The 25,796-nt window shown below is 58.9% G+C and carries 17 protein-coding genes and 1 tRNA gene; 11 read left to right on the top strand and 7 right to left on the bottom strand.

The genetic code is table 11. The features are described from left to right. Positions 1-142: 142 nt before the first annotated feature. From HFP51_RS13100 to HFP51_RS13070, 7 genes are all read left to right on the top strand, one after another. Entirely contained in the window at positions 143-799 is a 657-nt protein-coding gene (locus HFP51_RS13100) for a TetR/AcrR family transcriptional regulator (RefSeq protein ID WP_176876160.1), read from the top strand. A 107-nt stretch (positions 800-906) separates the two neighbouring features. Then, positions 907-2,325, top strand: a complete 1,419-nt coding sequence (locus HFP51_RS13095) for a M20/M25/M40 family metallo-hydrolase (RefSeq protein WP_176876159.1) — start codon at positions 907-909, stop codon at positions 2,323-2,325. A gap of 147 nt (positions 2,326-2,472) precedes the next feature. Further along, positions 2,473-2,772: a DUF4212 domain-containing protein gene (locus tag HFP51_RS13090; protein ID WP_176876158.1), complete on the top strand. Its 300-nt coding sequence runs from the start codon at positions 2,473-2,475 to the stop codon at positions 2,770-2,772. Further along, a complete protein-coding gene (locus HFP51_RS13085; protein WP_176876157.1) occupies positions 2,772-4,544 on the top strand; it encodes a sodium:solute symporter family protein in 1,773 nt (590 codons plus the stop codon). The genes HFP51_RS13090 and HFP51_RS13085 overlap by 1 nt, the downstream gene beginning before the upstream one ends. A gap of 107 nt (positions 4,545-4,651) precedes the next feature. Next, positions 4,652-5,755 (top strand): alpha/beta fold hydrolase, encoded by a 1,104-nt coding sequence (locus tag HFP51_RS13080; protein WP_176876156.1) that lies wholly within the window; start codon positions 4,652-4,654, stop codon positions 5,753-5,755. Further along, positions 5,752-6,060 (top strand): hypothetical protein, encoded by a 309-nt coding sequence (locus HFP51_RS13075; RefSeq protein ID WP_176876155.1) that lies wholly within the window; start codon positions 5,752-5,754, stop codon positions 6,058-6,060. The genes HFP51_RS13080 and HFP51_RS13075 overlap by 4 nt, the downstream gene beginning before the upstream one ends. An 84-nt stretch (positions 6,061-6,144) precedes the next feature. Next, complete coding sequence (locus HFP51_RS13070; RefSeq protein WP_176876154.1) at positions 6,145-6,855, top strand: CPBP family intramembrane glutamic endopeptidase; 711 nt, start codon at positions 6,145-6,147, stop codon at positions 6,853-6,855. A gap of 99 nt (positions 6,856-6,954) precedes the next feature. Here HFP51_RS13070 and HFP51_RS13065 read toward each other — a convergent pair whose 3' ends face one another. The 3 genes from HFP51_RS13065 to HFP51_RS13055 all read right to left on the bottom strand — a co-directional run bounded on the left by HFP51_RS13065 (position 6,955) and on the right by HFP51_RS13055 (position 9,679). Next, positions 6,955-7,947 carry a CinY protein gene (locus tag HFP51_RS13065; protein ID WP_176876153.1) on the bottom strand — a complete coding sequence of 331 codons (993 nt, stop codon included), beginning with the start codon at positions 7,945-7,947 and terminating at the stop codon, positions 6,955-6,957. Between the two features lie 36 nt (positions 7,948-7,983). After that, positions 7,984-9,354 (bottom strand): GntP family permease, encoded by a 1,371-nt coding sequence (locus HFP51_RS13060; protein WP_255454672.1) that lies wholly within the window; start codon positions 9,352-9,354, stop codon positions 7,984-7,986. 249 nt (positions 9,355-9,603) lie between these two features. Further along, positions 9,604-9,679: transfer RNA gene (locus tag HFP51_RS13055), tRNA-Thr, on the bottom strand. Between the two features lie 164 nt (positions 9,680-9,843). On the opposite strand from HFP51_RS13055, the gene HFP51_RS13050 reads away from it, so the two are divergent. Next, positions 9,844-11,163 (top strand): hypothetical protein, encoded by a 1,320-nt coding sequence (locus tag HFP51_RS13050; RefSeq protein ID WP_176876152.1) that lies wholly within the window; start codon positions 9,844-9,846, stop codon positions 11,161-11,163. 94 nt (positions 11,164-11,257) lie between these two features. Then, positions 11,258-15,928, top strand: a complete 4,671-nt coding sequence (locus HFP51_RS13045) for an NAD-glutamate dehydrogenase domain-containing protein (protein ID WP_255454671.1) — start codon at positions 11,258-11,260, stop codon at positions 15,926-15,928. 3 nt (positions 15,929-15,931) lie between these two features. Here HFP51_RS13045 and HFP51_RS13040 read toward each other — a convergent pair whose 3' ends face one another. After that, positions 15,932-16,171, bottom strand: coding sequence for a ribbon-helix-helix domain-containing protein (locus HFP51_RS13040; protein WP_176876150.1), 240 nt, complete (start codon positions 16,169-16,171; stop codon positions 15,932-15,934). 30 nt (positions 16,172-16,201) lie between these two features. Continuing rightward, complete coding sequence (phbB, locus tag HFP51_RS13035; protein WP_176876149.1) at positions 16,202-16,924, bottom strand: acetoacetyl-CoA reductase; 723 nt, start codon at positions 16,922-16,924, stop codon at positions 16,202-16,204. A 304-nt stretch (positions 16,925-17,228) separates the two neighbouring features. On the opposite strand from phbB, the gene HFP51_RS13030 reads away from it, so the two are divergent. After that, positions 17,229-19,745 (top strand): EAL domain-containing protein, encoded by a 2,517-nt coding sequence (locus HFP51_RS13030; protein WP_176876148.1) that lies wholly within the window; start codon positions 17,229-17,231, stop codon positions 19,743-19,745. Between the two features lie 136 nt (positions 19,746-19,881). Continuing rightward, positions 19,882-22,533: an EAL domain-containing protein gene (locus HFP51_RS13025; protein ID WP_255454670.1), complete on the top strand. Its 2,652-nt coding sequence runs from the start codon at positions 19,882-19,884 to the stop codon at positions 22,531-22,533. On the opposite strand, the gene hemH is transcribed toward HFP51_RS13025, so the two are convergent. Continuing rightward, complete coding sequence (gene hemH / locus HFP51_RS13020; protein ID WP_176876147.1) at positions 22,530-23,534, bottom strand: ferrochelatase; 1,005 nt, start codon at positions 23,532-23,534, stop codon at positions 22,530-22,532. The genes HFP51_RS13025 and hemH overlap by 4 nt on opposite strands. Further along, entirely contained in the window at positions 23,531-25,774 is a 2,244-nt protein-coding gene (locus tag HFP51_RS13015; RefSeq protein WP_176876146.1) for a xanthine dehydrogenase family protein molybdopterin-binding subunit, read from the bottom strand. The genes hemH and HFP51_RS13015 overlap by 4 nt, the downstream gene beginning before the upstream one ends. Between the last annotated feature and the right edge of the window lie 22 nt (positions 25,775-25,796).

The following is a 25,796-nucleotide window of genomic DNA, read 5'->3' as shown; positions in this document are numbered from 1 at the left end:
GATCACATACGCTGATTCTGCTATATAGCTGCTATAACGACATATTTGACTAGTATTATGATAATTGATCCTATTTCTTGCTGGATTTTATGGTTCGCACCATACTATATAGTACGTGTCGTACTTAATAAGGAGAATCGCCATGCCGACTGCCCGCCGTGACTCACCGCGATCGGCTATCGACTGGCAGGAGAGGCGCCGGGACATTGCAGACAATGCGCTACCGCTTTTTCTCAGCCGCCCTTGGCCCAACGTGTCGATCGAGGAAATCGGGGCCGAATGCGATATGAGTTTTTGGCAGGTCTATTATTCGTTCGATGGCCTGGAGGATGTCTATCGTGCCGCCATCATGAGACTATTTGAAAATCTATCCGAAGAATTCGCTGCCCAGCCAGAACCGGCAGCCACGATCCAGCAAACGATCAGCGATTTCGTCGATCATGTGGCTGCGATCGTTCAAAGCCCACGCTACCGACAGCTGCTATATCTTCGCGTACGAGACGAACGCATCGAGCCCTGGCTCGGCATCCAGCATGAAAAGCGGATCGTCCGCCCGCTCATTATCGCCTTGGGGACAGCAATTGAAACCAGCGGGCATCGCATGGGAATGGAGATAGCGGTCGACGAACAATGTTGCCGCCGTACGCTCGCGTCGCTCGAAGCGAACCTATCGCTGCCTCGGTTGCTGCAGGATGATGGACTGGATGAGGATTTCTGCCAACAGGCGATCCGTTCGTCTTCAAAAAAGCTCTGGGCCGGCACATTCCACATGGACGAGAGCCTTCCTATCGCTGTGTGAATAAATCACTCAGGCATCGCCTAACCTATCCTTTGCTGGCTATTTTCGATGTCACATCATAAGCATAGACGCTAGTACGCCACGACTTCCGACAAGTGGAATTAGACATGACCACCCTAGTTTCCGATCTGATGGACGATATTCGCCGTCGCTTTGACGAGGATGCGATCCCGTCGCTTAGCGAGTTTATCCGTATCCAGAACGTGTCACCTGCCTTCGATCCGAAGGGCGAGTCGGCGCCTAACACGCGCGCTGCGCTGAAACATGTCAGTGACTGGGCCATCACCCATGCTCCTGACGGTACCAGTATAGATACACTTGAAATCATTGAGAATTCACCGATCTTGGTGATCGACATTCCTGGAACCACCGATACAACCGTAATGTGCTACGGACATCTCGATAAACATCCGTCGGACTCTGAATGGTCCGAAGGAACTTCTGGGTATGAACCGGTGCTGCGCAACGGAAAACTGTTTGGTCGCGGCGGTGTAGACGGCGGATTTGCGCCTTATTGTTACGTTACGGCCATGGCTACCCTTGCGCAGCACGAGCTAAAGCGCCCGCGCTGCATATTGTTTCTCGAAACGACCGAGAAAAGTGCCAGCATGTATCTGCCACGCTACCTGCCAGAAGTCCGCAAACGATTCGATGAGCCAAGCTTGATCGTCCTCCTGGAATCGATCTGTGCTGATTATGATCGCCTATGGTATATGCAAGGCTATCGCGGGGTCGTTGAAGGTACATTGTCTGTAAATGCGCTCGCTCAGCCGGCGCATTCCGGAGCTGCTGGGCTGGCCCCCACAGCGATTGGCATTGCTTTCGACTTGCTCAGCCGGGTGTGTAATCTTTCGACCGGTTTGGTCACGCTTGATACTCTGCAGGCCAAAAGCCTGGGGCATATCACAACCGGCGGCGCCGAAACCGATGCGATTGCGGCGCGCTATTTTCTCGACGCCGCTCAAGTTGATCGAACGATTCCCGGTATTACCGACGATCTGACAGCGGCAGCTCCGATGGCCGTGCACAAAGCCGGCCTTTCGATCGCCGAGATTCATGGCCTACGCTCTGGGGGTATGGTGGGTGGCACATTGCCGGACGAGGTCAGCGTCAATATTGCCGTTCGATTGCCGCCGGAATTTGACGGGATCGAGGCCGCCGCCAATCTAGAAGAAGCATTAGTCAGTGATCCGCCGCTAAACGCCCGAGTTGAGTTCATCCCGTCGAACATCTCACCGGGCTGGCATTCTGGCCCGCTGCCAGCGTGGCTACAGCAAAGCATTGATGCTGCATCCTTTGACTGTTTCGGCAATCAGGCCGTTGGATGGCGGATCGGCGGCGCCTATCTGGAGATTGAGATCCTCGCGCAAGAGTTTCAGGCTACGCCGATTCTGATGACAGGCATCAAAGGACCGAAAGCCAATTTCCAGTCGGCTGATGAATCGCTCGATATTGCAGCAGCGCATAAGTTGACGGGAGCAATTGCTCGGATCTTGTCGGATTCCGCTGAACAGCCCCGCGCCTGAAGCGACGCGCAAAACCCCACCCAACGCATAGCTCCCCCACAGGAGCGAAATGCCTACTGTCATTTCGCGTCATTTCGACTATCGATAGAGCCACATAATGTGATCTTGGCGGCGATAGACCGAGGCGCAGCAAGGGAGGGGCGGATTATGTCCGACGAGCAAAGCCAGGCTGGCGACCCCCAGAATGGGGACACCAGCGCGACCGAAAGCGCCTATTGGCGGGCCAATATCCGGCTGCTGAGCATCTTGATGAGCATCTGGTTCATAGTCTCCTTTGGCGCTGGCATCCTTTTCCGGCCGTTTCTCGATCAATTCTCGCTCGGCGGCTATCCGCTCGGCTTTTGGTTTGCCCAGCAGGGCTCCATCTATGTCTTTATCGCGCTGATCGTCATCTATGTCCGCAAGATGCGGAAGATCGAACATCGCTTCGGGCTTGATGACGACTGATGGAAACCCAAAGCCTGATCTATCTGTTCGTCGGCGCATCCTTTGCGCTTTACATCGGCATCGCCATAGCCTCCCGCGCCGGATCGACCAGCGAGTTCTACGTCGCGGACGGTCATGTGAACCCGGTCGTAAATGGCATGGCCACGGCGGCCGACTGGATGAGCGCGGCAAGCTTTATCTCAATGGCCGGGCTGATCGCCTTTCTAGGCTATGATGGCAGCGTCTATCTGATGGGCTGGACCGGCGGCTATGTGATGCTGGCCCTGCTACTCGCGCCCTATTTGCGCCAGTTCGGCCAATATACCGTCCCCGATTTCATTGGCGCGCGATATTATTCCAAGGCCGCCCGCGTGGTCGCGGTCATCTGCCTGATCTTTATTTCCTTCACCTATATCGCCGGGCAGATGCGCGGCGTTGGCATCGTTTTTTCGCGCTTCCTCGAGGTCCCGGTTGATCTTGGTGTGATCATCGGCATGGGAATTGTGTTCGTCTATGCCGTGCTGGGTGGGATGAAGGGCATCACCTATACTCAGGTCGCACAATATTGCGTGCTGATCTTCGCTTATATGGTCCCCGCCTTCTTCATCAGCTTCCTTGTGACCGGCAATCCGGTTCCGCAGTTCGGACTGGGCAGTACCGTCGCCGATGGCTCGGGTATGTATGTGCTCGAAAAGCTTGATGCGACGCTCACCGATCTCGGTTTCACGGCCTATACGGATGGCTCCAAGGCGATGATCGACATATTCTGCATCACCGCCGCGCTGATGGTCGGCACGGCCGGATTGCCGCACGTCATCGTCCGCTTTTTCACCGTGCCGAGCGCCCGGGATGCCCGCAAATCAGCGGGTTGGGCGCTGGTCTTCATCGCTTTACTCTATACAACCGCGCCAGCAGTAGGCGCCTTCGCGCGGATCAATTTCGTCGATACGGTCAATGAGCAATCCTATGCCGACGCGCCCGAATGGTTCACCAATTGGGAAGCGAATGATCTGATCGCGTTTAATGACCGCAATGGCGATGGTGTGATGCAGTATCGCAGTGGCGACGCCTTTGCAGGCGCACCCGTCTTCACCGAGGAGCGCGGTGCATCGGGCGAGCGGCTCGTTTCGAATGATGCTGCCGAGGGCGAGAATGAAGTCTATGTCGATCGCGATATCATGGTTCTCGCCAATCCGGAGATCGCCAACCTTCCGGGCTGGGTGATCGCGCTGGTTGCAGCGGGCGGCCTTGCCGCCGCGCTATCGACCGCTGCGGGATTGTTGCTCGTTATCTCGACATCGATCAGCCATGACCTGCTGAAACAGACATTCCGACCACAGATAACCGAGAAAGGCGAGCTGATGGCGGCGCGGATAGCGGCAACCGCCGCGATTCTCGTGGCCGGCTATCTCGGAATCTACCCGCCCGGCTTTGTCGCGCAGGTGGTCGCCTTTGCCTTTGGCCTTGCAGCGGCATCCCTGTTCCCGGCCATCTTCATGGGCATCTTCTCCAAGCGGATGAACAAGGAGGGTGCGATCGCCGGCATGGTGACGGGTCTCGCCTTTACCTTCCTTTACATTGCCTATTTCAAGCTGTGGAATCCGGACGCGAATATCTCGGCCAATTGGTTGTTCGGCATTTCGCCAGAAGGCATCGGGATTATCGGCATGGTGATCAATTTCGCCGTGGCAATAGCCGTGTCGCGGATGACAGCCAGTCCGCCGATCGAGATTCGCAAGCTGGTCGATTCCATTCGCGTCCCGCGTGGAGCGAGCGAACCTTCGGATCACTAAACTACGCGGCCATCTCCTGTTCAGGCGTGCTGCGGCAATGGACCCGCCTGAGTCGCTTTTCAGACACTGCTGATCTGATATGATCCCTTGAAAAGGGAACGTGAGGCATGATGAAGAAACTGCTGATACTGGTTGCGATCCTGCTCCTGGCTGGAGCGATACTGTCCTTTGTCGTGACCCGCGATGGGGCCGTTGTGACGCCGACCGGCGAAGGAACTGTCGAGCTTAATGCCGGCAACTTCGAAGCCTTTCCACTCCCCGATTACGCTGCGGCTTTCGTATCCGAAGACTATCTGAGCTATTTCGTTGAAGTCGAACCCGGCATCAAAATCCATGTGCTCGAAGTCGGCTCTGGCTACCCCGTTTATCTCCAGCACGGTAATCCGACATCCGGTTTCCTCTACCGCCGTGTTGCCGAAGAGCTGCCGCGTGACCAGTTCCGGCTGATCATGCCGACAATGGTCGGACTCGGCTTCTCCACCAAGGTCCCGGCAAGCGAGCATACGCTTGAGAACCATATGCGCTGGATGACGGCGGCGATTGAGCAATTGCAGATCGAAGAAGCCATCTATGTCGGCCAGGATTGGGGCGGACCGGTGGGCATGGGCGTCATGGCACGCTCTCCAGACCTGCTGCGCGGTGCGGTCGTGATGAACACAGGCTTCACTGCACCAACCGAGCAACGCGATCTCTCGACCGCCCATGCGACGGTCAAGACTCCGGTTCTTGGCGAACTGATCCTCGAGACCTTCGGCTCGATCTTCGATCGCTTGCCCGATGCGCAGGGCGATCCGGCGTCAATGCCAGCCGATGTGCTCGACCTTTATGGCCGGCCCGTCCTTGAAAGCGGCAATGCCAAGGCGCCAGTAGCGCTGATGCGCATGGTACCCGATGGCCCCGATCACCCGAGCTCGGAACAAATGCGCGAGATCGAAGCCTATGTCGGTGGCCTGGACATCCCGGCCGAGATTGTCTGGGGTATGAACGATCCGATCCTTGGCCCGGGACTGCCCGTCATGCGGGGCCAATTCCCCGATGCGCGCGTGACTGAAACCGATGCTGGTCATTTCCTGCAGGAAGAGGTGCCGGCGGAGATCGCCGCGGCTATCCTGCGTGTGCATGGCCAGATCGAGGCCGCTAGGGCCCCAGAAGACGGACAGGAAGACGAGCAGGAAGACGACTCCCCCTCAAGTGAAGGAAATGCAGAGTGAATAAGACAATCCTCGCCGCAACCACCCTCACCGCTCTACTGGCGGGCGGTGCCGCATTGGCCCAGTCCAGCGATGCTGAACGCGCCGCAGCGCGCGCCAATTTCCAGCAGTCCGACGCCAATGATGATGGCGAATTGAACGCGAGCGAATTTCGCGCCTTTATTGATGCCAATGCCGAAGACGATATTGGCCGAGCCGGCATGGTGCGTCGCTTTGGCGCCTATGACCGCGCTTTCAGCCAGGTCGATGGCGACAGTAATGGCAGCATCACCCCAGCAGAACTGGCCGAAGCGCGCGGAGACTAAGCAAACCGGCAGAATCCCCGAGCCGCTTGCGTATCCGGTCGACGTGTATTAGATAAGCAATACACCTAATCCGGGACAATCTCTTTGCCGAACACTTCGCCACAAGACAGTGCCGCGCGCCCGCGCAAATGGGACCTGGCTGCGCTGCGTGATCTGGTGATCGTCGTCGCGGTCCTGGTGATCGTGAAGCAATCGGTGCTCCCTTATAGCTATCTCTACGCTGGCCCCGCTTCGACCTTCAGCGCGATGGCCGTGGCGACCTATCTGCTGTGGCGACGCGGGCTTGGCTGGCGCGATCTTGGCCTGCGCTGGCCGACCAGCTGGCTCAAGACTGCGGGCCTCACTGTGCTGACCATGGCCGCCTTCATCATCGCCACCCAGACGATGCAGCTCGCCGCCGACTATTTCTTCGAAGATGTCGGCGCGAGCGGACGGTTTGATCATATCGAAGGCAATCTCGCCGCCTATATCGGCATCATGCTCCTCGTCTGGACACATGGCTCCTTCTTTGAGGAACTCTTGTTCCGCGCCTTTGTAATCGATCACTCAAGCCGGCTCATGGGCGGCGGACTGGGCGCTGACCTCGCCGCCGCCTTCCTCTCCTCGGTCTTTTTCGGTTACCGCCATTTCTATTATCAAGGCATGCATGGCGCCCTGATCTCGGGCGCGGGCGGATTCGCCTTTGCCCTGCTCTATATCTGGTTCGGCCGCCGCAACATTTTGCCGCTGGTGTTCGCCCATGGCATTTTCAATTCGCTCGGCCAGACCTTCCGCTATCTCGGCATTCGCGACTAGCGCGGCCCGCGTCCGCCATCGGCATCTGCTGGTTCAGCCTCCTCCTCCGGCGAAGTTTCCTCCCTGTAAAGTTCCGGCAGAAAATCCGCGACCCGTCAGTTACGGACAATCGTCGGTTGGGTCGTCATGCGTGATCGCGCATATCATTCGTTCGGCGCATTGCGCGCCATAGGTTGCAATCAATCGCTCACGAAATGTCGCCCATTTGTCGGCGCTGTCTTCGACAGCGGCCAGGACAGCGCGTTCAAAGTTGGTGCCAATAGCACCGCGCTCTGTGGTCCCTGCGCCGATCACCGGATCAATCTGTCCGGTATCCTTGTTCAAATTGAGATGGCGGACGCGGTGCGCCCTGTCCTGATCGTAGAGACATCCGCGCTGCTCTCCCAGAAATGACGCATTGTCAAAGCATCCAGAGATGAGACCTTCTGGAAATGCCGGGGTATCATGGCGAAGATCCAGCCAATCCGCCCTGCCGCTATTGCCGAGGCCTGGGGGATTGTCCGCGCCAATCGGGCGCGCGGGATCGGCACCATCCACCCAGTTACTGTGCGAGTAGAAATCCTGCGCCGCGTGCAGTATGCGGCCGAGATGGGCGAGAATGTTGCACTTGGCCCGTCCATGTTCGCTGCCGGCATAGGTGCAGGAAATAAATCCTGGGATCTGGCTGGATCGAATATTGCCATCGCTGTCCAGAAGGTCCGCGGCATCGCGGACCGCATGGTCCATATTCTCCATCATATAGTCCCGGCACTCGGTGAGTATCGCCGCCGCTTCGGATCGGCTGCGCGGATAGCCTGGCACATCGAGATAATCGCCGCCGCTGCAATGCGCGTATGATGTCAGCATTCCGCGACCGCGGTCAGGCGCCCCGACAGCGCCAAAATCTCCGAGAGATCCGGCCAGGCTGTCGATCGTATCTTCGTCAAAACAATCGGCGATTGGATCCGTTGCCGCGCAGCTCAGCGCGTGCCGGGTTATCCGCCCATGCTCCGCATTCTGGCCGCCGACGCGCACCGTTCCAAACCCTGCGACCAGAAAACCGGCAAGCGTGACAGCCATCACGCTGGCGAATGCTGAAGTTCGTCTAGACATTATTGCGGCCATAACTGTCTTTCTTCGATGAATGACTCAGAACAGCATCGCCATTCCAATGGTGGCTAGCGTGGCGACCACCGGCACGAGAACCGTGACCACACCAACATCCTTATAGCCCTGTTTATGGGTGAGACCGACAACGGTGAGCATGGCGATCACAGCGCCGCAATGTGGCAGCGAGTCAAAGCCGCCGCTCGCCATCGCAACCAATCGATGCAGCTCTTCAGGGGCGATGCCCATGGCGAGATATTGGTCAGACAGCGTCGCCATGAAAATCTGCAATCCGCCCGATGCAGATCCGGTGATTCCCGAAACCGTGCTGATCGATGCAAACATGGAAATGAGCGGATGGACATTCGCTTCGACCATCGCGGTCGTGAAGGTTTCAAACCCGCTCGTCCGGACGACAACGCCTCCAAACCCGACCACTGCCGATGTCGCCATCAGTGGAAGGATCGAGTCCTGCATCCCCTCACCCATCAGTTTGAGCGGTTGCCGCCGCCCGATCTTGAACATCGCCAGTGCCAAGAGGCTTCCCAGGATGAGCGCAATAGAGGGCCAGATAATCGGTTGGGCATTGGCGAACTGAATGAGGCGATTGCCCGCTCCAAACTCCGTTCCGATCAACAGCCTTGGCATCAGGATTGTTGCGATGACTGCGAACAGCGGTGCGATCGCGAGCCACCAGGGCGGCAAATCATGGGCAATCGATTCAAGGTCCGGAATATTGTCATGCGCGCCAGCGACGAAGGTTTCCCCCGCGGCGCGGGCCTTGATCCGCTCGCGTTCGAGATACCACATGCCGAGCACAAACATGATCGTGCCGCCAAACAGGCCGAGCCACGCCCCGGCAAAAAGATCGGTGCCCAAAGCCACCGAGGGGATGACATTATGGATCGACGGCGTACCGGGCAGCGCGGTGAGCGTGAAGGTTCCGGCGCCCAGGGCGAGTGCCCCGCAGAACAAGCGTTTGGGAATATCCGCCTCTTTCAGCAATCTGAGCCCCAGCGGATACATCGCAAAGATAACCACGAACACGACCACCCCGCCATAGGTCAGCAGCGCGCAAGACAGGACGGTGATCCACAATGTGCGATGCGCGCCCAGCCGGTTTACAAGCGCCATGGCAATGCTGGTGGCCGCATGGGTTTCGCCCATGATGCGTCCGAAAACCGCGCCTGCGGCGAACAGGAAGAAGAAGCGGCCGGCAAAGGTGAACGCACCGAGATCGCCGGAGATATAGTCATTGGTCAGGCTCTCGGCGAAGGGCAGTGCGTTGGTGATAATGACGATCAAGGTGCACAGGATGGATGCCAGCAGAATATTCACACCGCGCAGCGCAAGGATGATGAGCAGGGCGAGCCCGGCCAGCAAGCCCAGAATTCCGATCCATCCGGCCATCATTGCGCTCTCCTGTCCGTCGGCACTCCCAAATGTAACCGCCCGATTGCAGTACACGGATTAGCAAGACGCACGGTGCGACTTGTCCACATCCACCTGCCGATCGATCGATTTGGCGGTGCAGGCGGAAATGGCGATACATTCACCGCCGGTCCCGAACAGGAGCGCGCGAGCCCCAGGACTTGCGCAATACCTGGCCTCACAGGTGCGCATCGAGATAATTAAGATTTTGATAAATATGGAAAAAGATCGTGGTGCCGCTTGCGTGACTCGAACACGCGACCTCCGCATTACGAATGCGATGCTCTACCAGCTGAGCTAAAGCGGCACGATCCCTTGGATGGGCGCTGGCCCTTACCAAGTGCAGATGCGCGAAACAAGCCGTAACATTCGCCTGATCCGCGGCTCTACTTACAGATTAAGGTTTACGGTTCGTAAACCATCACCGTGCATAAGGCTTACGTAAACCAATTCTGCGGGGGCAGACACGTTATGGACAATCCTCAGCCTTTTGATTCCGAAGAGCCCGGCTTTTCCGAAGACGATGGCAATGCTGCGATCGAGGCACCGCCGGAAGTCGGTACCGATGAGCGTCGCATGCATGTCCGCGCCTATAACCATTGGGCATCGCTGCTCAAGGACAATGCCTATCCGTCGATCGAGGATCTCGATCCGGCTGCAATCGGCGATTTTGGCCCGAACAGCGTATTGCTCGATTTCACAGGTGGCGTAAGCGATCCGATCATCACCTGGCTGGGTGGCGCGCTGCGCGGTGAATGCGATGTCGCTGACGATATCGAAAGCATCTCCGATGTCCCGCCCCGCTCGCTGCTCTCCCGGCTGACCGATCACTATATGCAGATCATCGCCAACCAGGCCCCGGTTGGATTTGAAGCCGAGTTTGAAAATCATCGCGACGTCAACATGATGTACCGCGGCATCCTGATGCCCTTCTCATCGGACAATGACACCATCGATTTCATCTATGGTGTGATCAACTGGAAAGAGGTGGTTGACCAGCGGACCCAGGCCGAACTGGCAAGCGCCGTCGACCAGGCCCTGCAGGACCAGCCGAATGAAACCGGTGATGCCGGCCCGGTCTGGGCGGATGGCCCGAGTGGCAATTTTGTCCCCGCCGATGACGCACCGAACTTTACGGCCAGCGATGTTGCGCCGGACGATCCAATCGCGGCGCTCGATGCTCAGGTTGAAGAGCCCGAAACGCTCGTCGACTTCCTCGTAGCCGCCCGCGAATCTGCAGCCGAAGCGCGGACCGCCGACCAGCGCAGCCGGGCAGCGCTCTATGAGGCGCTTGGCCGTGCCCATGATTTCGCGATTGGCGCCGACGCTGAACCGGAAGCCTATGCCGAGATCCTGGACGATGCCGGTATCACGATCCAGGAACGCGCACCGATGACCCCGATTGCCAAGCTCGTCTTCGGCGTCGATTATGACAAAACCCGGCTGACGGAATTTGCCTGCGCCCTGTCTTTCGCCAAGCGCGAACATATTGCCGCCGGGACTTTTGCCGATTTCCTCAAAGGACATAGGGGCGGCCTGAAGGCCGTTGTTGCCGAGGAACGTGCCGCGCGCCGACCGGCCTCCAAACCGGACAAGCTGGAAGACGCGCGCGAAACGCTGCGCAATGCGCCGGTCCAGGCCTATGTCGAGCTGGATGACGATGGCGACAGCAATGCGGAATTTGCCCTGCTGATGGCCCGCCGCCTGCCCGATGGCCGCCTGGCGATCATTGGCGTGGTTCCCGAAGATGCCGCCCTGACCGCAAAGGCCATTCGCAAAACGGCCGGCTAATTTGCCGAGGCCGCACAATCGCAGCCAATTTCAATTGAAAACGGACCGCTACACAAAGCTTGAGTAGCGTCTTTTTGGGGCGCATATGCCGCCCATGAACCAGGTTCCGAACGACTCGCACAAAGACGAGCAGACCGAGCCCTTTATTGCCGCCATTGCGGACGCACTTGTCCGTGGCGCGCTCCCGGGGGAAACCACCAATTTCAGCAAGGACGAGGCTGAGGAAGCGGCACGTTTTGTGGCCAGCGCGGCAGCAAAACGCGTACCCGACACGCCCGAGGTCCGGCTGGAATCAATCACCGACGATACCGGCCGCCGCTTCATGCGGATGGCGATCATCAATGACGACATGCCGTTTATCGTGGATTCGATCACCGGTGCAGTTGGCGCCCATGGTCTGACCGTGATGCGATTGCTGCATCCCATTGTCGCGGTAACGCGCAACCAGAAGCATAAGCTCGTCGAACTTGGCAGCGATAGCGCCGATGCGTTGCGGGAATCGATAGTCTATCTGGAAGTTGATCGCGCCGACGCGCGGACCCGGCTCGAACTGCTCGCCGATGTGCATCAGGTTCTCGTCGATGTCCGGGCGGCCGTGCGCGACTGGCCAGCGCTCCAGGACCGGATGCGCGCCGACGCCGACGGTGTCGATAGTGAAGAAGGCAAGGCGTTGCTGAGCTGGTTTGCCGATCATCATTTCACACAGGTCGGCCATTATGTTGAAGACCGGCACGGTGCGCGCGAGACCGGGCTCGGTATATTCGGTACAGCGGGTCCGTCCTGTTGGAACCAGCGAACGCGCGAAGCGGCATTTGGTTATTTCGAAAATGGCGGCACCGCGCCGCTCATGTCCAAGGCAGACCGGATTGCAACCGTTCACCGCCGCGTTCCGCTCGATCTGGCGATTACGCCGATCTACGAAAATGGCGAACTAACGAAGCTCTCCATCCATGCTGGGCTATGGACGAGCGCGGCGCTCAACGAACCCGCCGATAAAGTCCCGGTTCTGCGCGAACGACTGGCGGCTCTCGAAGCGGGATTGGGCTTCGATCCCAAGACCCATGCCGGAAAGGCGCTGGAACATGCGCTCTCGCGTCTCCCGCACGATATCCTCATCGCCTTTGACGAAGAATCGCTGAAACAGGCGGCGCTCACGGCGATGTCGCTGGCCGATCGGCCACGACCGAAGCTGCTGCTCATTCGCGGACCGATGCAGCGCCATCTGTTTGCATTTGTCTGGATGCCGCGTGACGAAATGTCGACAACCCGGCGCACCACGATCGGTGCTCGGCTGGAAGAGGCGACCGGTGCCATGATTTCCAGCTGGTCGATCGAGCTAGGCGATGGCGATCTCGCCTTCATCCAATATACGCTCGACATTGGCGAAGAACCGAAAAACCCGGACCCTGAAGCGCTTGATGCCGAAATCGAAGCTATGGTGCGCGGCTGGATCCCGGCCGTCGAAGCCGAATTGGGCGAACGGGTGCCGTCAGCGCGGGCTGCGCGACTTACGCTTGCCTATGCCGGCGCCTTTCCGAACGGCTATCGTAGCAATTATGGGGCCGAAGAGGCCGCCAAGGATATCCTGCGCATTCGCGGGCTTACCGATCATCAACGTGGTGTGCGCCTCTATCGCCTCGAAGGTGATCAGGGATCACAGTTGCGCCTGAAACTCTATCGGCGCGGGGCTTCAGTCCCGCTGTCCGACACGGTCCCAGTGCTCGAAGATTTTGGCTTCCGTGTTTTGGAAGAAATCCCGACGGCGCTCGAAGGCGGTCGGATCGGTTATATCCATGATTTCCTGCTCGAGATTGACGATGTCCCCGATCTAGATGAGCTGATCAGCCGGGCTGGCGTCAAGGAAGGCGCACTGTCCGCGGTGCTGGAGGGCCGGGCAGAGAATGACGAGTTTAATCAGCTCATCATTTCGGTTGGCCTCAACCCGCGCGATGTCACTCTATTGCGGGCCTGGTTCCGTTATTTGCGGCAGACGGGCCTGAGCTACGGCCTGACCACAGTGGTTGAAACGCTGCGCGACGAGCCGGGGATTACGCGTTCGATCGTCGAACTGTTCGATGTACTCCACAATCCGGACTTCGACGGCGACCGTGAAAGCGAGGCTGCAAAAATCAATCGCCGTATCGATAGTGCACTGACGAACGTTGCCGCGATTGATGACGATACGATCCTGCGGGCGATCCGAGCGGTAGTGACCGCCTGCCTTCGCACCAATGCCTTTGCACCCGCGGCCGCCGAAGCGCTTGCGTTCAAGCTCGACAGTTCAGGCATTCCGGGCCTCCCTGCGCCGATCCCGTGGCGCGAAATCTGGGTATATAGCCCCCGCGTAGAAGGTATCCATCTGCGCGGCGGGCCGATCGCTCGTGGCGGCCTGCGCTGGTCCGACCGGCGTGATGATTTCCGGACCGAAATTCTCGGCCTGATGAAGGCCCAGCTGGTGAAAAACGCTGTGATCGTGCCGACCGGCGCAAAAGGCGGTTTCTTTCCCAAAGCGCTGCCCAATCCGGCCGAAGATCGCGACGCCTGGATCGCGGAAGGCACGGAAAGCTATCGTATTTTCATTCGCACGCTCCTGTCGGTAACGGATAATCTCGTCGAGAATGAAGTTGTGCATCCTGACCGCGTAATCATCCGAGACGATGACGACCCCTATTTCGTTGTCGCGGCAGATAAGGGCACGGCGAGCTTCTCCGACGTGGCCAATGGCATCGCGCAGGAGCGCAAATTCTGGCTTGGCGACGCCTTTGCGAGCGGCGGCGGCTATGGCTATGACCATAAGGCGATGGGGATCACGGCGAAGGGCGCCTGGATTTCCGTCCAACGCCACTTCCTGGAAATCGGCATCGACGTGCAAACCGACCCGATCCGCGTTGGCGGCTGCGGAGACATGTCCGGCGATGTGTTCGGCAATGGGATGCTATTGTCCAAGGCCATCAAGCTCGTCGCGGCATTTGATCACCGCCACATCTTCCTCGATCCGGATCCGGACCCGGCGACAAGCTGGGAGGAACGCAAGCGGATGTTCGAACTGCCGCGTTCGAGCTGGGAGGATTATGACGAGAAGCTGATCTCCAAAGGCGGCGGCGTATTTTCGCGCAGCCTGAAGTCGATTTCACTCACCCCTGAGATTCAGGAGATGCTGGGTGTGTCCGAGGAGAAGATGCGCCCGTCCGAAGTGATATCGGCCATCCTCAAGGCCGAGATTGACCTGATCTGGTTCGGCGGCATCGGCACGTACATCAAGGCGTCGAATGAAGCGCATAGCGAAGTCGGCGATCCGGCCAATGACAAACTGCGGGTCAATGGTCGCGATGTGCGGGCCAAGGCAGTCGGTGAAGGCGCCAATCTCGGGCTAACGCAGGCCGGTCGTATCGAGTTCGCCCAGCATGGTGGACGGATCAATACCGACTTTATCGATAACAGCGCCGGCGTCGATTGCTCGGATAATGAGGTCAATATCAAGATTCCGCTGAACCGGGCGATGCTCGAAGGGCGGCTCGAGTTTGACGACCGTAACGCTTTGCTGGTCGAGATGACCGACGAGGTCGGCACGTTGGTGCTCGAAGATAATCGACTTCAAAATCTTGCTCTGTCGTTGGCCGAGCATGAAGGCCCAGGCGCTTTGCCGAGCCAGGTGCGCGTCATCGAGATACTCGAAGCGAGCGGACAGATTGATCGCGACGTCGAGGGCCTGGACAGCAATGAGGAACTGTTGCGGCGCGCACAGGAAAATCGCGCGCTAACCCGGCCCGAGCTGTCTGTTCTACTCGCCCATGCCAAACTGAACCTGCAAGCGGCTGTGGAAACGACCGAATTGCCCGATGATCCGCTGCTTGAACCGGTTTTGCACGCGGCCTTCCCAAAGCCGATGCAGGAGAGGTTCGGGGAATCCATTGACGAACATCGCCTGAGACGTGAAATTGTTGCCACAAAAATCGCCAATAAGGTTATTAACCGAATAGGGATAATTGCGCCATTTGAATTAGCCGAAGAAGAAGGTGTGGGTCTGGCCCAGGTTGCCAATGCCTATTATGCGGCCGATGCGCTATTTGATCTGGAAACCCTGTGGCAGGCCATAGAAACGGCAGACGTCAGCGAATCCGACCGATTCCGGCTCTTCGCCAGCGCGCAGATGAATGTGCTGATCCACTTGTCAGACATATTGCGCAATAGCGATGCGACGACGATGCCCAGCGTCATCGCCGAACTGCTCGCGCCCGGCATCAAGCGCCTCGACGAGTCTGCGCACGATCTTCTCAAGGAAGAAGCGCGGCACCAGGCTGCCGGACTCCGCGATCATCTGGCCGACATATCCGTCGAGCCTGCGCTGCTCGAGCGGATTGTGCGCCTTTTCGAACTGGATGGCGCTGTCGGCACCTCAACCCTTGCTGCCCGACTTGAAGTGAGCGAGGTGGATGTCACCAAGGCCTATACGCGGCTTGGCGAAGCCCTGGGGCTCGATTGGGCGAAGGCGGCGGCTGTGCGCTTCGAGACCAGCGATCCTTGGGAACGGCTGCTTGCCGCTGGCCTCAGCCGAGATTTCGAACAGTTGCGGCTCGACTTTCTTGCGCGCAATCGGACCAGCGATCCGGTGGCCGATGTCGAGAGCTGGCTGGTACGCCAGGAAGAGCGTGTGCGACAGTTCATTGAGCTGACCGAACGGGCGCGCCTCGCCCCTGCGCCAAGCGCTGCGATGCTTGCACAGATCGGTGGCCAGGCGCGGATCCTTCTCAACCGCGAAGTTTAACCGTTACGCGTCGTCGCGGGTCGCCTGCACAAAGAGCCAGCTCCTGATCGCGCTCGCCAGGTTTGGCGGATCGTCAACCGTCAGCCGGTCCGCGTCAATCTGCGCGACCAGCGCATTGAGCGGGAGCGACGCGTCGGCCGCGGCTTGCTCGAGCGCGTCCCAGAAAAGCGGCTCGAGCGTAATCGAGGTCTGATGCCCGGCAATCGTGACACTGCGCTTGATGGGCGGCTGAAAGATATCCACGCCCTTATATAACCACGCTCAGAGCTGCGCCTAATACATGTGCTGGCCACCATTGATCGACATGGTCGATCCGGTGACAAAGCCGGCTTCTTCGGAACAGAGAAAGGCAACGCCGCGCGCAATCTCGCCGGCTTGACCCAGTCGACCGACCGGGATCTTGGCGACGATCTTCTCCAGCACCGGTTCAGGAACAGCGGCCACCATGTCTGTATCGATATATCCCGGTGCCAGTGCATTGACCGTTACGCCCGCCTTGGCACCTTCCTGTGCCAGCGCCTTGGTAAATCCATGGATGCCGGATTTGGCCGCCGCATAATTGACCTGGCCATATTGGCCACCTTGCCCATTGATCGATCCGATGTTGACGATCCGGCCCCAGCTGCGTTCGCGCATCCCGGGGAAACAGGCCTTGGCCATGTTAAAGCAACCGCCCAGATTAACGCGCATCACTTCGTGCCAATCCTCATAGCTCATCTTGGCAAGCGTGCCGTCTCGCGTAATGCCGGCATTATTAACAAGCACATCAACCTGGCCGATTTCTTCGGCGACATTTGCACACCCTTCCTGGCACGCATCAAAGTCGCCGACATCCCACTTGCGCGCCGCGATCCCGGTACGCGCAGTGAACTCGCGCGCCCGTTCGTCATTGCCGCCATAGTTGGCGACCACATTCATCCCCTGATCCTTCAAGGCAACACTGATCGCTTCACCGATCCCGCGTGTACCGCCGGTAACTATTGCCACTCTCGCCATGCTCTGATCCTCTTGTCTCTAACCGCTCCAACACTGGTGTAGGATAGAGGCGCGCGCGCGTGCAAGCGCAATCGCGCTAATGCCAGGCGACAATGCCTCCCCACCCTGGCGTCATGCATTAACCACCCATTTCAGGAAATTATTCATAGGGTTGCGCTACATCGCAGATATGGACGTGCGGTCTATTATCTCAGCATCTGAGGATGTTGGGCGGCACGGCTTGGCAGTAAGTTTGGGGGTTACGCAGGCTGATAACGCCTACGAAACAGACTCTCAGATCGCTCTTTTGCGACGGGCAGCGGCAATGCTGCCCGCGATCGTCACCGCACAATTCGTCTCTCTCGCGCTCATTCTCACCGCCACTTTTGGACTTCAGACATTTGTGGTCGGAGGATGGGCCACCGCCTTTTCCGGCACCGGCCTGGCGGTCAGCGCTGCCATGCTGCTGTTCTCGCGGAGCCCGACATTCGAGCGCAGCCCGCCCCATCTTCTCATTCGAGGAACCGTACCAGCGGCCGCCTTGCTCGGCCTGTGCTTCACCTTTGGCGCATTCGAGATTGCCTTACTCGCTCAAATGACGATCGGGATCTTGTTCCTGGTTGCACTCGGCATGGCCGGGCTGTTGCTGCTGTTTGCGCTTGCACCGATCCATGCGGCAGCTTTTGCTTTCATCATTTCGGCTATCGTGACCGCTAGCATCCTCTCAGCTGAGGTCACGATAGTCGTTATCGGACTAGCCTGTTTCATATGTTTTTGGCTGGCCGGGGTCCGGACGGTGCGGATCGAACAGAAGCAAGTCCGTGATCGTGCGCGCAATGATGCGAGCGCATATCGGGCCAATCGGTTGCTGGCGGGATTTGAAGCCAATGGCGGCGGTTGGTTCTGGGAGACCGATCGCAGCGGGAAAATCGTCTATCTGTCTCCCAAGCTGATCGCTGCATTGAAGCGGCCCCGGGCCGAGATAATCGGCCAGCCTTTTGCCACGATCATTCGCCATCAGGGCGGTGCGGAGGACGGAGAGCGCGCCCTGGGATTTCATCTATCCACGCGTAGCGCATTTAAGGATGTCGAAGTTCGTGCAGCAGTTGATGACGAAGAGTTGTGGTGGGCGATTTCGGGCCATCCCGTCATCGATGAGATCGGACAATTTCGCGGCTATGCCGGCAGCGGCACTGACCTGACCGAGAAGCGCCGATCCCAGGCGGAAGCCACTCGCCTCGCCCGTTATGACTCGCTGACTGGCCTTGCAAACCGACAGGAAATGCAGCTGGCGCTTTCTCGATCGCTCGAAGAGAAGGGCGGACGTCCGGCCGAGGCAGCGCTCATGCTGCTCGATCTCGATCGGTTCAAGGCAGTCAATGATACGTTGGGCCATCCGGTCGGCGATGAACTGTTGAAACAAGCCTCGCAGCGCCTCTTCCGGGTGGTTGGTGACCGGGGCTTAGTCGGCCGGTTGGGCGGTGACGAATTCGAAGTCGTGCTGCCCGATCTCGTCAATCCCGACCCGCTGACCGACCTCGCCCGCCAGATTATTAGCGAGTTATCACAACCCTATATGATCAACGGAAACTCGCTAACGATTGGCTGCTCAATCGGGATTGCCATCGCGCCTGCCAATGGTGACACGTCGGACGAACTCGTCCGCAACGCCGATCTCGCGCTTTACGCTGCCAAAGCCGACGGCCGCGGCGTGCATCGTTTCTACCAAGCGGAAATGCACGCCGGTGCCAAGCAGCGCAAACGGCTCGAAGACGATCTGCGGGTGGCGCTCTCAAAAGACGAACTGGCGGTCGCCTATCAAGCTCAGGTCAGCACGGCGAATGAGAAGATTGTTGGCTATGAAGCGCTCGTCCGCTGGAATCATCCAGCCCGCGGCCCGATCTCTCCGGAAGATTTTGTGCCGGTTGCCGAAGATATTCGCCTGATCGAGCAGATCGGCGAGTGGGTGTTGCGAAAATCCTGCGAAGATGCGGCCAAATGGCCATCTCCGGCGCGCGTGGCCGTCAATGTATCCCCGATCCAATTTGCCAATCCGAAGTTCCCGGAAATCGTGTTGAGCGCCCTCACCAATGCCAATCTCGAGCCTGAGAGACTCGAACTGGAACTTACTGAATCGGTCTTCCTTGATGAGGACAATGATACGACAACGATGTTCAAGACCTTGAAGCGGATCGGCGTGCGTCTCGCACTGGATGATTTCGGAACCGGCTATTCCGCGCTCGGCTATTTGAAAACCGCGCCGTTCGACAAGATCAAGATCGATCAATCCTTCATTCGCGGCGCCGCCGTGGTCGGCAATCGCAATGCTGCAATCATCAAGTCAATCGTCTCGCTGGCCGAAACACTGGATATGGAAACCACGGCTGAGGGCGTCGAACTGAAAGACGAGATCGAGCTGGTCAAACAATTGGGTTGCTCACACATCCAGGGTTATATCTACGGCAAGCCGATGCCGCATGACGCGGTAGTGGAACAGCTGGGCGAAGGTGCCGGCGTTGCCAAGGCAGAAGGCCATCAGGCAAGCCGCAGCCCGCGCAAACGCCTGCTCCGTTCTGTCTCAGTCGAGGTGGATGGCCGGGTTTCCAAGGGTCTGATCCGCAACATATCGGCTACCGGCGCGATGGTTGAAGGCCTGAGAGATGTCGAAGTTGGCGCCACCGTGCGGATCGAAGTCATCGAAGGTCAGATGTTTCATAGCACAGTGCGCTGGTCGGACACGAAACGCGCAGGAATCGAGTTTGCGCGGAACTTCGATCTGGAGAAGCTCAATTCCTTCACGGCAAGACCAAGACCGAACGTGCGCCGGGTCGCCGCCAGCTAGGGAGCCGAGCCGAATTGCGCGTTCGGAATGTTGACGGTTGCAATCGTTCCGCCCGGTGAGGCCGGATCCAGACCGACGCGGCGCGTTAACCATCGCTCTCAGGACAGTATTCACATTGATGAACTATCACCGCCCGATGGACGTGCGGGCAATCATCTCAGCATCCGAAGATGTTGAGCGTCAGGGCATTGCTGTAAATCTGGGGATTACGGCAGCCGAAGGCGCATTTGAAACAGAATCCCAGATCGCTTTGGTACGTCGGGCAGCGGCAATGCTTCCCGCGGCCCTTGTCGCACAACTGCTTACAATCGCACTCATTCTGACCGCTACGTTCGGCATGCAGGCTTTTGAGTTCGGTGCCCGTGTTGTTCCCATAGTCGGCGGCGTATTAACGGTAACGCTTACATTGCTGCTCTTTTCGCGCATGAGAGTTTTCCGCCGAATCAGGCCCCACTATCTAGTGCTCGCTACACTGCCCATTGCCGCCGCATATGGAACAGTTTTCACAATCTTGGGATTCGAGTTGGCTGCGCTCAGCCATATGACGATCGGAATATTGTGCATGCTATCCCTCGCAATGTCCGGATTGTTGCTCTTCTATGCCCTCGCGCCGATCCAGACCGCAGCCTTTCTGCTCGTCGCTGGCGCGATCATCAGCGGTGCGGTGCTATCCGGTGAGTTTCTGGTTGCAGTGGTCGGAATAACCAGCCTCATATGCCTATGGGTCGCAAGTATCCGCAACGCCCGTATCGATCAGGAGCAAACCCGAAATCGCGCACGCAATGATGCCAGCGCGAGCCGCGCCAACCGGTTGCTCGAAGAATTCGAAGCCAATGGAAATGGCTGGTTTTGGGAAACTGACCGCACCGGCAAGATCGTCTACTTGTCCCCGAAACTGGTCGAGACGCTCAAAAAGTCCAAGTCCGAAGTCATCGGTCAACCATTTGCATCACTCATCCGGTACGAGGGCGGCGCTGAAGACGGTGAGCGCGCGCTCGGCTTCCACCTGTCCACGCGCAGTGCCTTTAATGAGGTCGCTGTCCGGGCTGCCGTCGAGGGCGAAGACTTGTGGTGGGCTATCTCGGGCCGCCCGGTCATTGATGAAATCGGACAGTTTCGGGGTTATGCGGGCAGCGGTACCGATTTGACGGAGAAACGTCGTTCCGAAGCCGAAGCCAACCGCCTTGCGCGATATGACTCACTAACCGGCCTTGCGAACCGGCAGGAGATGCAGCTGGCCCTCGAACGTGCGCTGGATGACAAGGGAGATCTTACCGCCGAGGCCGCCCTGTTCCTGCTTGATCTCGACCGGTTCAAGGCGGTCAATGATACGATGGGCCATCCGGTCGGCGATGAACTGCTTAAGCAGGTATCGAAGCGACTATTCCGCGCCGTGGGCGACAAGGGAATGGTCGGTCGGCTTGGCGGCGACGAATTCGAGGTGGTGCTGCCTGGGCTCGTCAAAAACGATAGCCTGTCGAGCCTGGCCAGCCAGATCATCAACGAACTGTCTCAACCCTATATGATCGATGGCGTTACGCTTTCCATTGGGTGTTCAATCGGGATTGCGATTGCACCGGCCAATGGCAGCACGTCGGACGAGCTTGTGCGCAACGCCGATCTGGCACTTTACGCTGCCAAGGCCGATGGCCGCGGCGTCCATCGTTTCTACCAAGCGGAAATGCACGCCGGCGCCAAGCAGCGCAAACGGCTCGAAGACGATCTGCGGGTGGCGCTCTCAAAGGACGAACTGGCCGTCGCCTACCAACCCCAGGTCAGCACAGGGAATGAAAAGATTGTTGGCTATGAGGCGCTAATCCGCTGGCATCATCCCACGCGCGGCTCAATCTCGCCCGAAGATTTCGTTCCGGTTGCCGAAGATATTCGCCTTATCGAGCAGATCGGCGAATGGATCCTGCGCAAATCCTGCATGGATGCCGCAAAATGGCCCGGCAATGTACGGGTCGCGGTCAATGTGTCCCCGATACAGTTTGCCAACCCGAAATTCCCCGAAATCGTCGTCAGCGCCCTGGCCAATGCCGAGCTCGAGCCTGAACGTCTTGAGCTTGAACTGACGGAGTCGGTTTTCCTCGATGAGGACAATGACACGACAACCATGTTCAAGACGTTGAAGCGGATCGGAATACGGCTGGCATTGGATGATTTCGGCACCGGCTATTCCGCGCTCGGCTATTTGAAAACTGCGCCGTTCGACAAGATCAAGATCGATCAATCCTTCATTCGCGGCGCCGCCGTGATCGGCAATCGCAACGCTGCAATTATCAAGGCGATCGTTTCGCTGGCCGAAACGCTGTACATGGAAACCACCGCCGAAGGTGTCGAGCATAAGGATGAAATCGAGCTCGTGAAGCAGCTCGGTTGCTCGCACATCCAGGGCTATATCTACGGCAAACCGATGCCGCATATTGAGGTGATGGCGCAGCTCGGCGACGGATCTGGCGTCGCAAAAGCCGAAGGACATCGCGCAAGCCGCAGCCCGCGCAAGCGCCTGCTCCGATCCGCTAATGTCGAAGTTGACGGCCGGACAAAAAGAGGCCTGATCCGCGATATCTCTGCGACGGGCGCGATGATCGAGGGCCTGAGCGATATCGAAGACGGAACTGATATCCTGATCGAGGTTCTGGAAGGGCAGATGTTCCGTAGTAAAGTTCGCTGGTCGGACAAGGAGCGCATGGGGATTGAATTCGCGCGCAATTTTGATCTTGAACGGCTCAATACGCCGGCCGAAAAACCCAAAAAACACTTGCGCCGCGCCGCCGCAGGCTAATCGATCCAGCCGCCAAGCTCCCGACGGACGAGCGTTTCAAGCATGGCCATGCCTCCATCGCTGGCATTGAGGCAGGGGATATAGCCAAAATGGGTGCCGCCAGCCGCCATGAACTGCTCACGGCCTTCCATGGCCAGCTCTTCCAGAGTCTCCAGACAATCGACTGAAAAGCCCGGCGCAAATATCGCAATCTTGCGGATATCCTTGGCCGGCAGCGCTTCCAGCATGTCCACCGTCGAGGGTTCCAGCCATTTGGCCCGTCCGAAACGGCTCTGGAACGAGACGAAGAGCGGTCGACCCAGCGCTTCGCCGACGAGGCGCGCGGTTTTCTGGCACTGGCAGTGATAGGGATCGCCGAGCTCCAAGGTACGCCGTGGCATGCCGTGAAAGCTCGCCACCACTGCGTCGGGTTCAAAGTCGAGCCCCGCAATGCCCGTGCGCACCGATGCGGCCAGCGCCTCGATATAGGCCGGGTCATCATGATAGGGCGGCATGACCCTGAGCGTCGGCTGCCAGCGCATATCTGCTAATTCCGAACCCGCTTCGTCGATTACTGTTGCCGTGGTCGCACCGCAATATTGCGGATAGAGCGGCGCCAACAGGATGCGGTCATAGCCCTGCTCTTTCATTTGCTCGAGCCGAAAGCCGATGCCGGGGCGGCCATAACGCATCGCATAATCGACATGGACGCTATCGCCGAGCGCCGCCTGCAATGCGGCCACCTGCTGCTTGGTATGAACAGCCAGCGGTGATCCGTCGTCGGTCCAGACCTTGGCATAGGCGGCTGCAGATTTGCGCGGCCGTGTGGTGAGAACAATCCCGTGCAGGATGGGTTTCCAGACCAGATCCGGCAGCTCGACAACCCGCTTGTCCGCTAGAAATTCAGCAAGATAGCGCCGCACGGCCTTGGCTGTCGGCGCGTCCGGCGTACCAAGATTGACCAGCAACACCGCCACTTTGGGAGGGATTATATCCGGATGGAAATCAGGCTTTTCGGTCATTCAACTCCGCCTATCACAAACGGTAACGAGCGCAGGCGCTGGCCAGTTGCGGCAAAGATCGCATTGCCGATGGCTGGCGCGACTGGCGGCACGGCAATCTCCCCAACCCCGCCTGGTTCTTCTTCGCTCTCAATCAATTCAATCTCAATTTCGGGGGTGTCGGACAGCAAGGGCAAGGCGAGGTCCGGGAAATTGGAGGCAGTCGGTTCGCCGGCATCATAGCCGAAGGGCAGACCCAGCGCCTGCGACATGCCGAAAATGACGCCGCCTTCAATCTGCTGACGGACAATTTCGGGATTGAGGACCCGGCCACAGTCCACCGCAACGGATACGCGCTCCAAAGCGGGGCGCTGATCATCGGCAATGCCCAGCTGAACGACCATGGCTACATGGCTGCCGAAACAGCTATGGGCCGCGATGCCCATGCCACCGCCCTGTTCGCCGCCGTCCCAGTTGCCCAGCATCGCAGCATTTGTCAGGCAGCGCGCGAGCCTTGGCTCGGCGCCCAGCATCGCGATCCGGAATGATAGAGGCTCGACACCGGCCTGCTGGGCCAGTTCGTCAATAAAGGTCTCATTGAAAAAGCCGGTATAGCTATGCCCGACCGATCGCCAGATTCCGGTTTCAACACCGATATCGGCCGGCATCTGTTCAACCGCCAGATTGGGAATCGCATAGGCCGGGCGCGCGCCTTCGACCGCGATTGGGCTGGCATCGTCGACATCGCCGAAAAAGATGCTCGGCATGATCCGCTTGAACATCTCATTATTGGTCGAGGGAACCGCGATCCGGCTGTGCCAGGCCGACACCCGACCGTCCGAGGCCAGTTTACCGGTTAGCCGCGCGCGGGCAGCCGGGCGATAATAGTCGCTGCGCATCTCTTCTTCGCGCGACCAGGTGAGCTGGACCGGGCGGTTCATCCGGCGCGCGATGATCGCTACCTGGATCGCCGCATCATTTTCGATCTTCCGGCCGAAGGAGCCGCCGAGCAGCATCGGATAGATGGTCACCTGGCCTTCGCCATAGCCGATGGCTTCGGCCACCGCGGCGCGCATCAAACCGGGCGCCTGGGTTGGCGCCCAGATCTCAATCTCGTCATCCTGGACCCGCGCCGTCGCGGTTAGCGGTTCGATCGCGGCATGCGGCGCAAGCCCGACAGTATAGGTCTCGCGGATCGCGCCCGATGGGCCGAAGGCGGCAGACAGATCCCCTTCGCTTACAAAGCGATGGCCCTCATCGCCATCGAGCGCCGCCTGCAGCGCCTCATCGATGCTGCTATCGTCGACCGGCGTCTCATCATCGCTGTCCCATTGCGGTGCCAGCGCCTCGACGCCGCGATTGGCCGCCCACCAATTGGTTGCGACGCAGGCCGCAAAGCGGGGATTTTCGAAGATCGCGGAAACACCGAACACATTATTGGCTGCGTCCCGGTTTACCGAGGCCAGCCGATGGCGGCGCGAAGGCGCCTGGCGGGCTGCGGCAAACACCATATCCGGCAGGCGGACATCACCGGCATAGCGGGCAGACCCGTCGACCTTGGACGGCAAATCGATGCGCGGCACGGATTGACCGCTGATCGATCCGGTACCTGCATTGCGCAGCGTCAGTGTTGATGGCGGAGAATAGCTAGCGGCTTCGGCGGCAAGTTCGCCAAACCGCAATCGGCGCTCGCCTAATGTTACAAAGCCATCAGCCGTGTCGCAGGCCTCCCAATCGGCATCCCAGCGGGCGGCGGCGGCCTTGCACAAAACTGCGCGCGCCGCGGCGCCAGCCTCGCGGAACCGCTGCTCAAACCCGCGCACCGAAGTCGAGCCTCCAGTGATCATCAAGGCGTTGCGGACGGCATATTCGCGGGTCGCCCATTGGCCGATCGATCCGAGGAATGAAGGCAGCGCACCATCCGATTCTCCGGCAACGATAAAGTCATTGGCATAGAGCGGATTGATCGGCGCCGTCTCGACCCCGATCGTGCGCCAGTCCGCGCCCAGCTCATCGGCGAGTGCCTGCGGCAGCGCGGTCCAGACGCCCTGTCCCATCTCGGCCTGCGGCACGATGACGCTGACATTGCCGTCCTCGCCGATTTTGAGAAAGGCGTTGAAGACTGTTTCCCCTTCACCGGCGATCAGATTATGGACATAGGAACGCGGCCAGACGGCCCAGGCGACCGCAAGTCCAGCACCCACGCCACCCCCAATCAGGACGCGGCGGCGCGTAATTCCAAAGCGCGGACCATCTGCCATGAATGGCTCTGTAGAGACTGGG

Origin of the sequence: Parasphingopyxis sp. CP4 (genome assembly GCF_013378055.1) — a bacterium.
GTDB lineage: Bacteria > Pseudomonadota > Alphaproteobacteria > Sphingomonadales > Sphingomonadaceae > Parasphingopyxis.
Note: the sequence above shows the minus strand (reverse complement) of the source record. Positions and strands in the feature narration are given on the sequence as shown.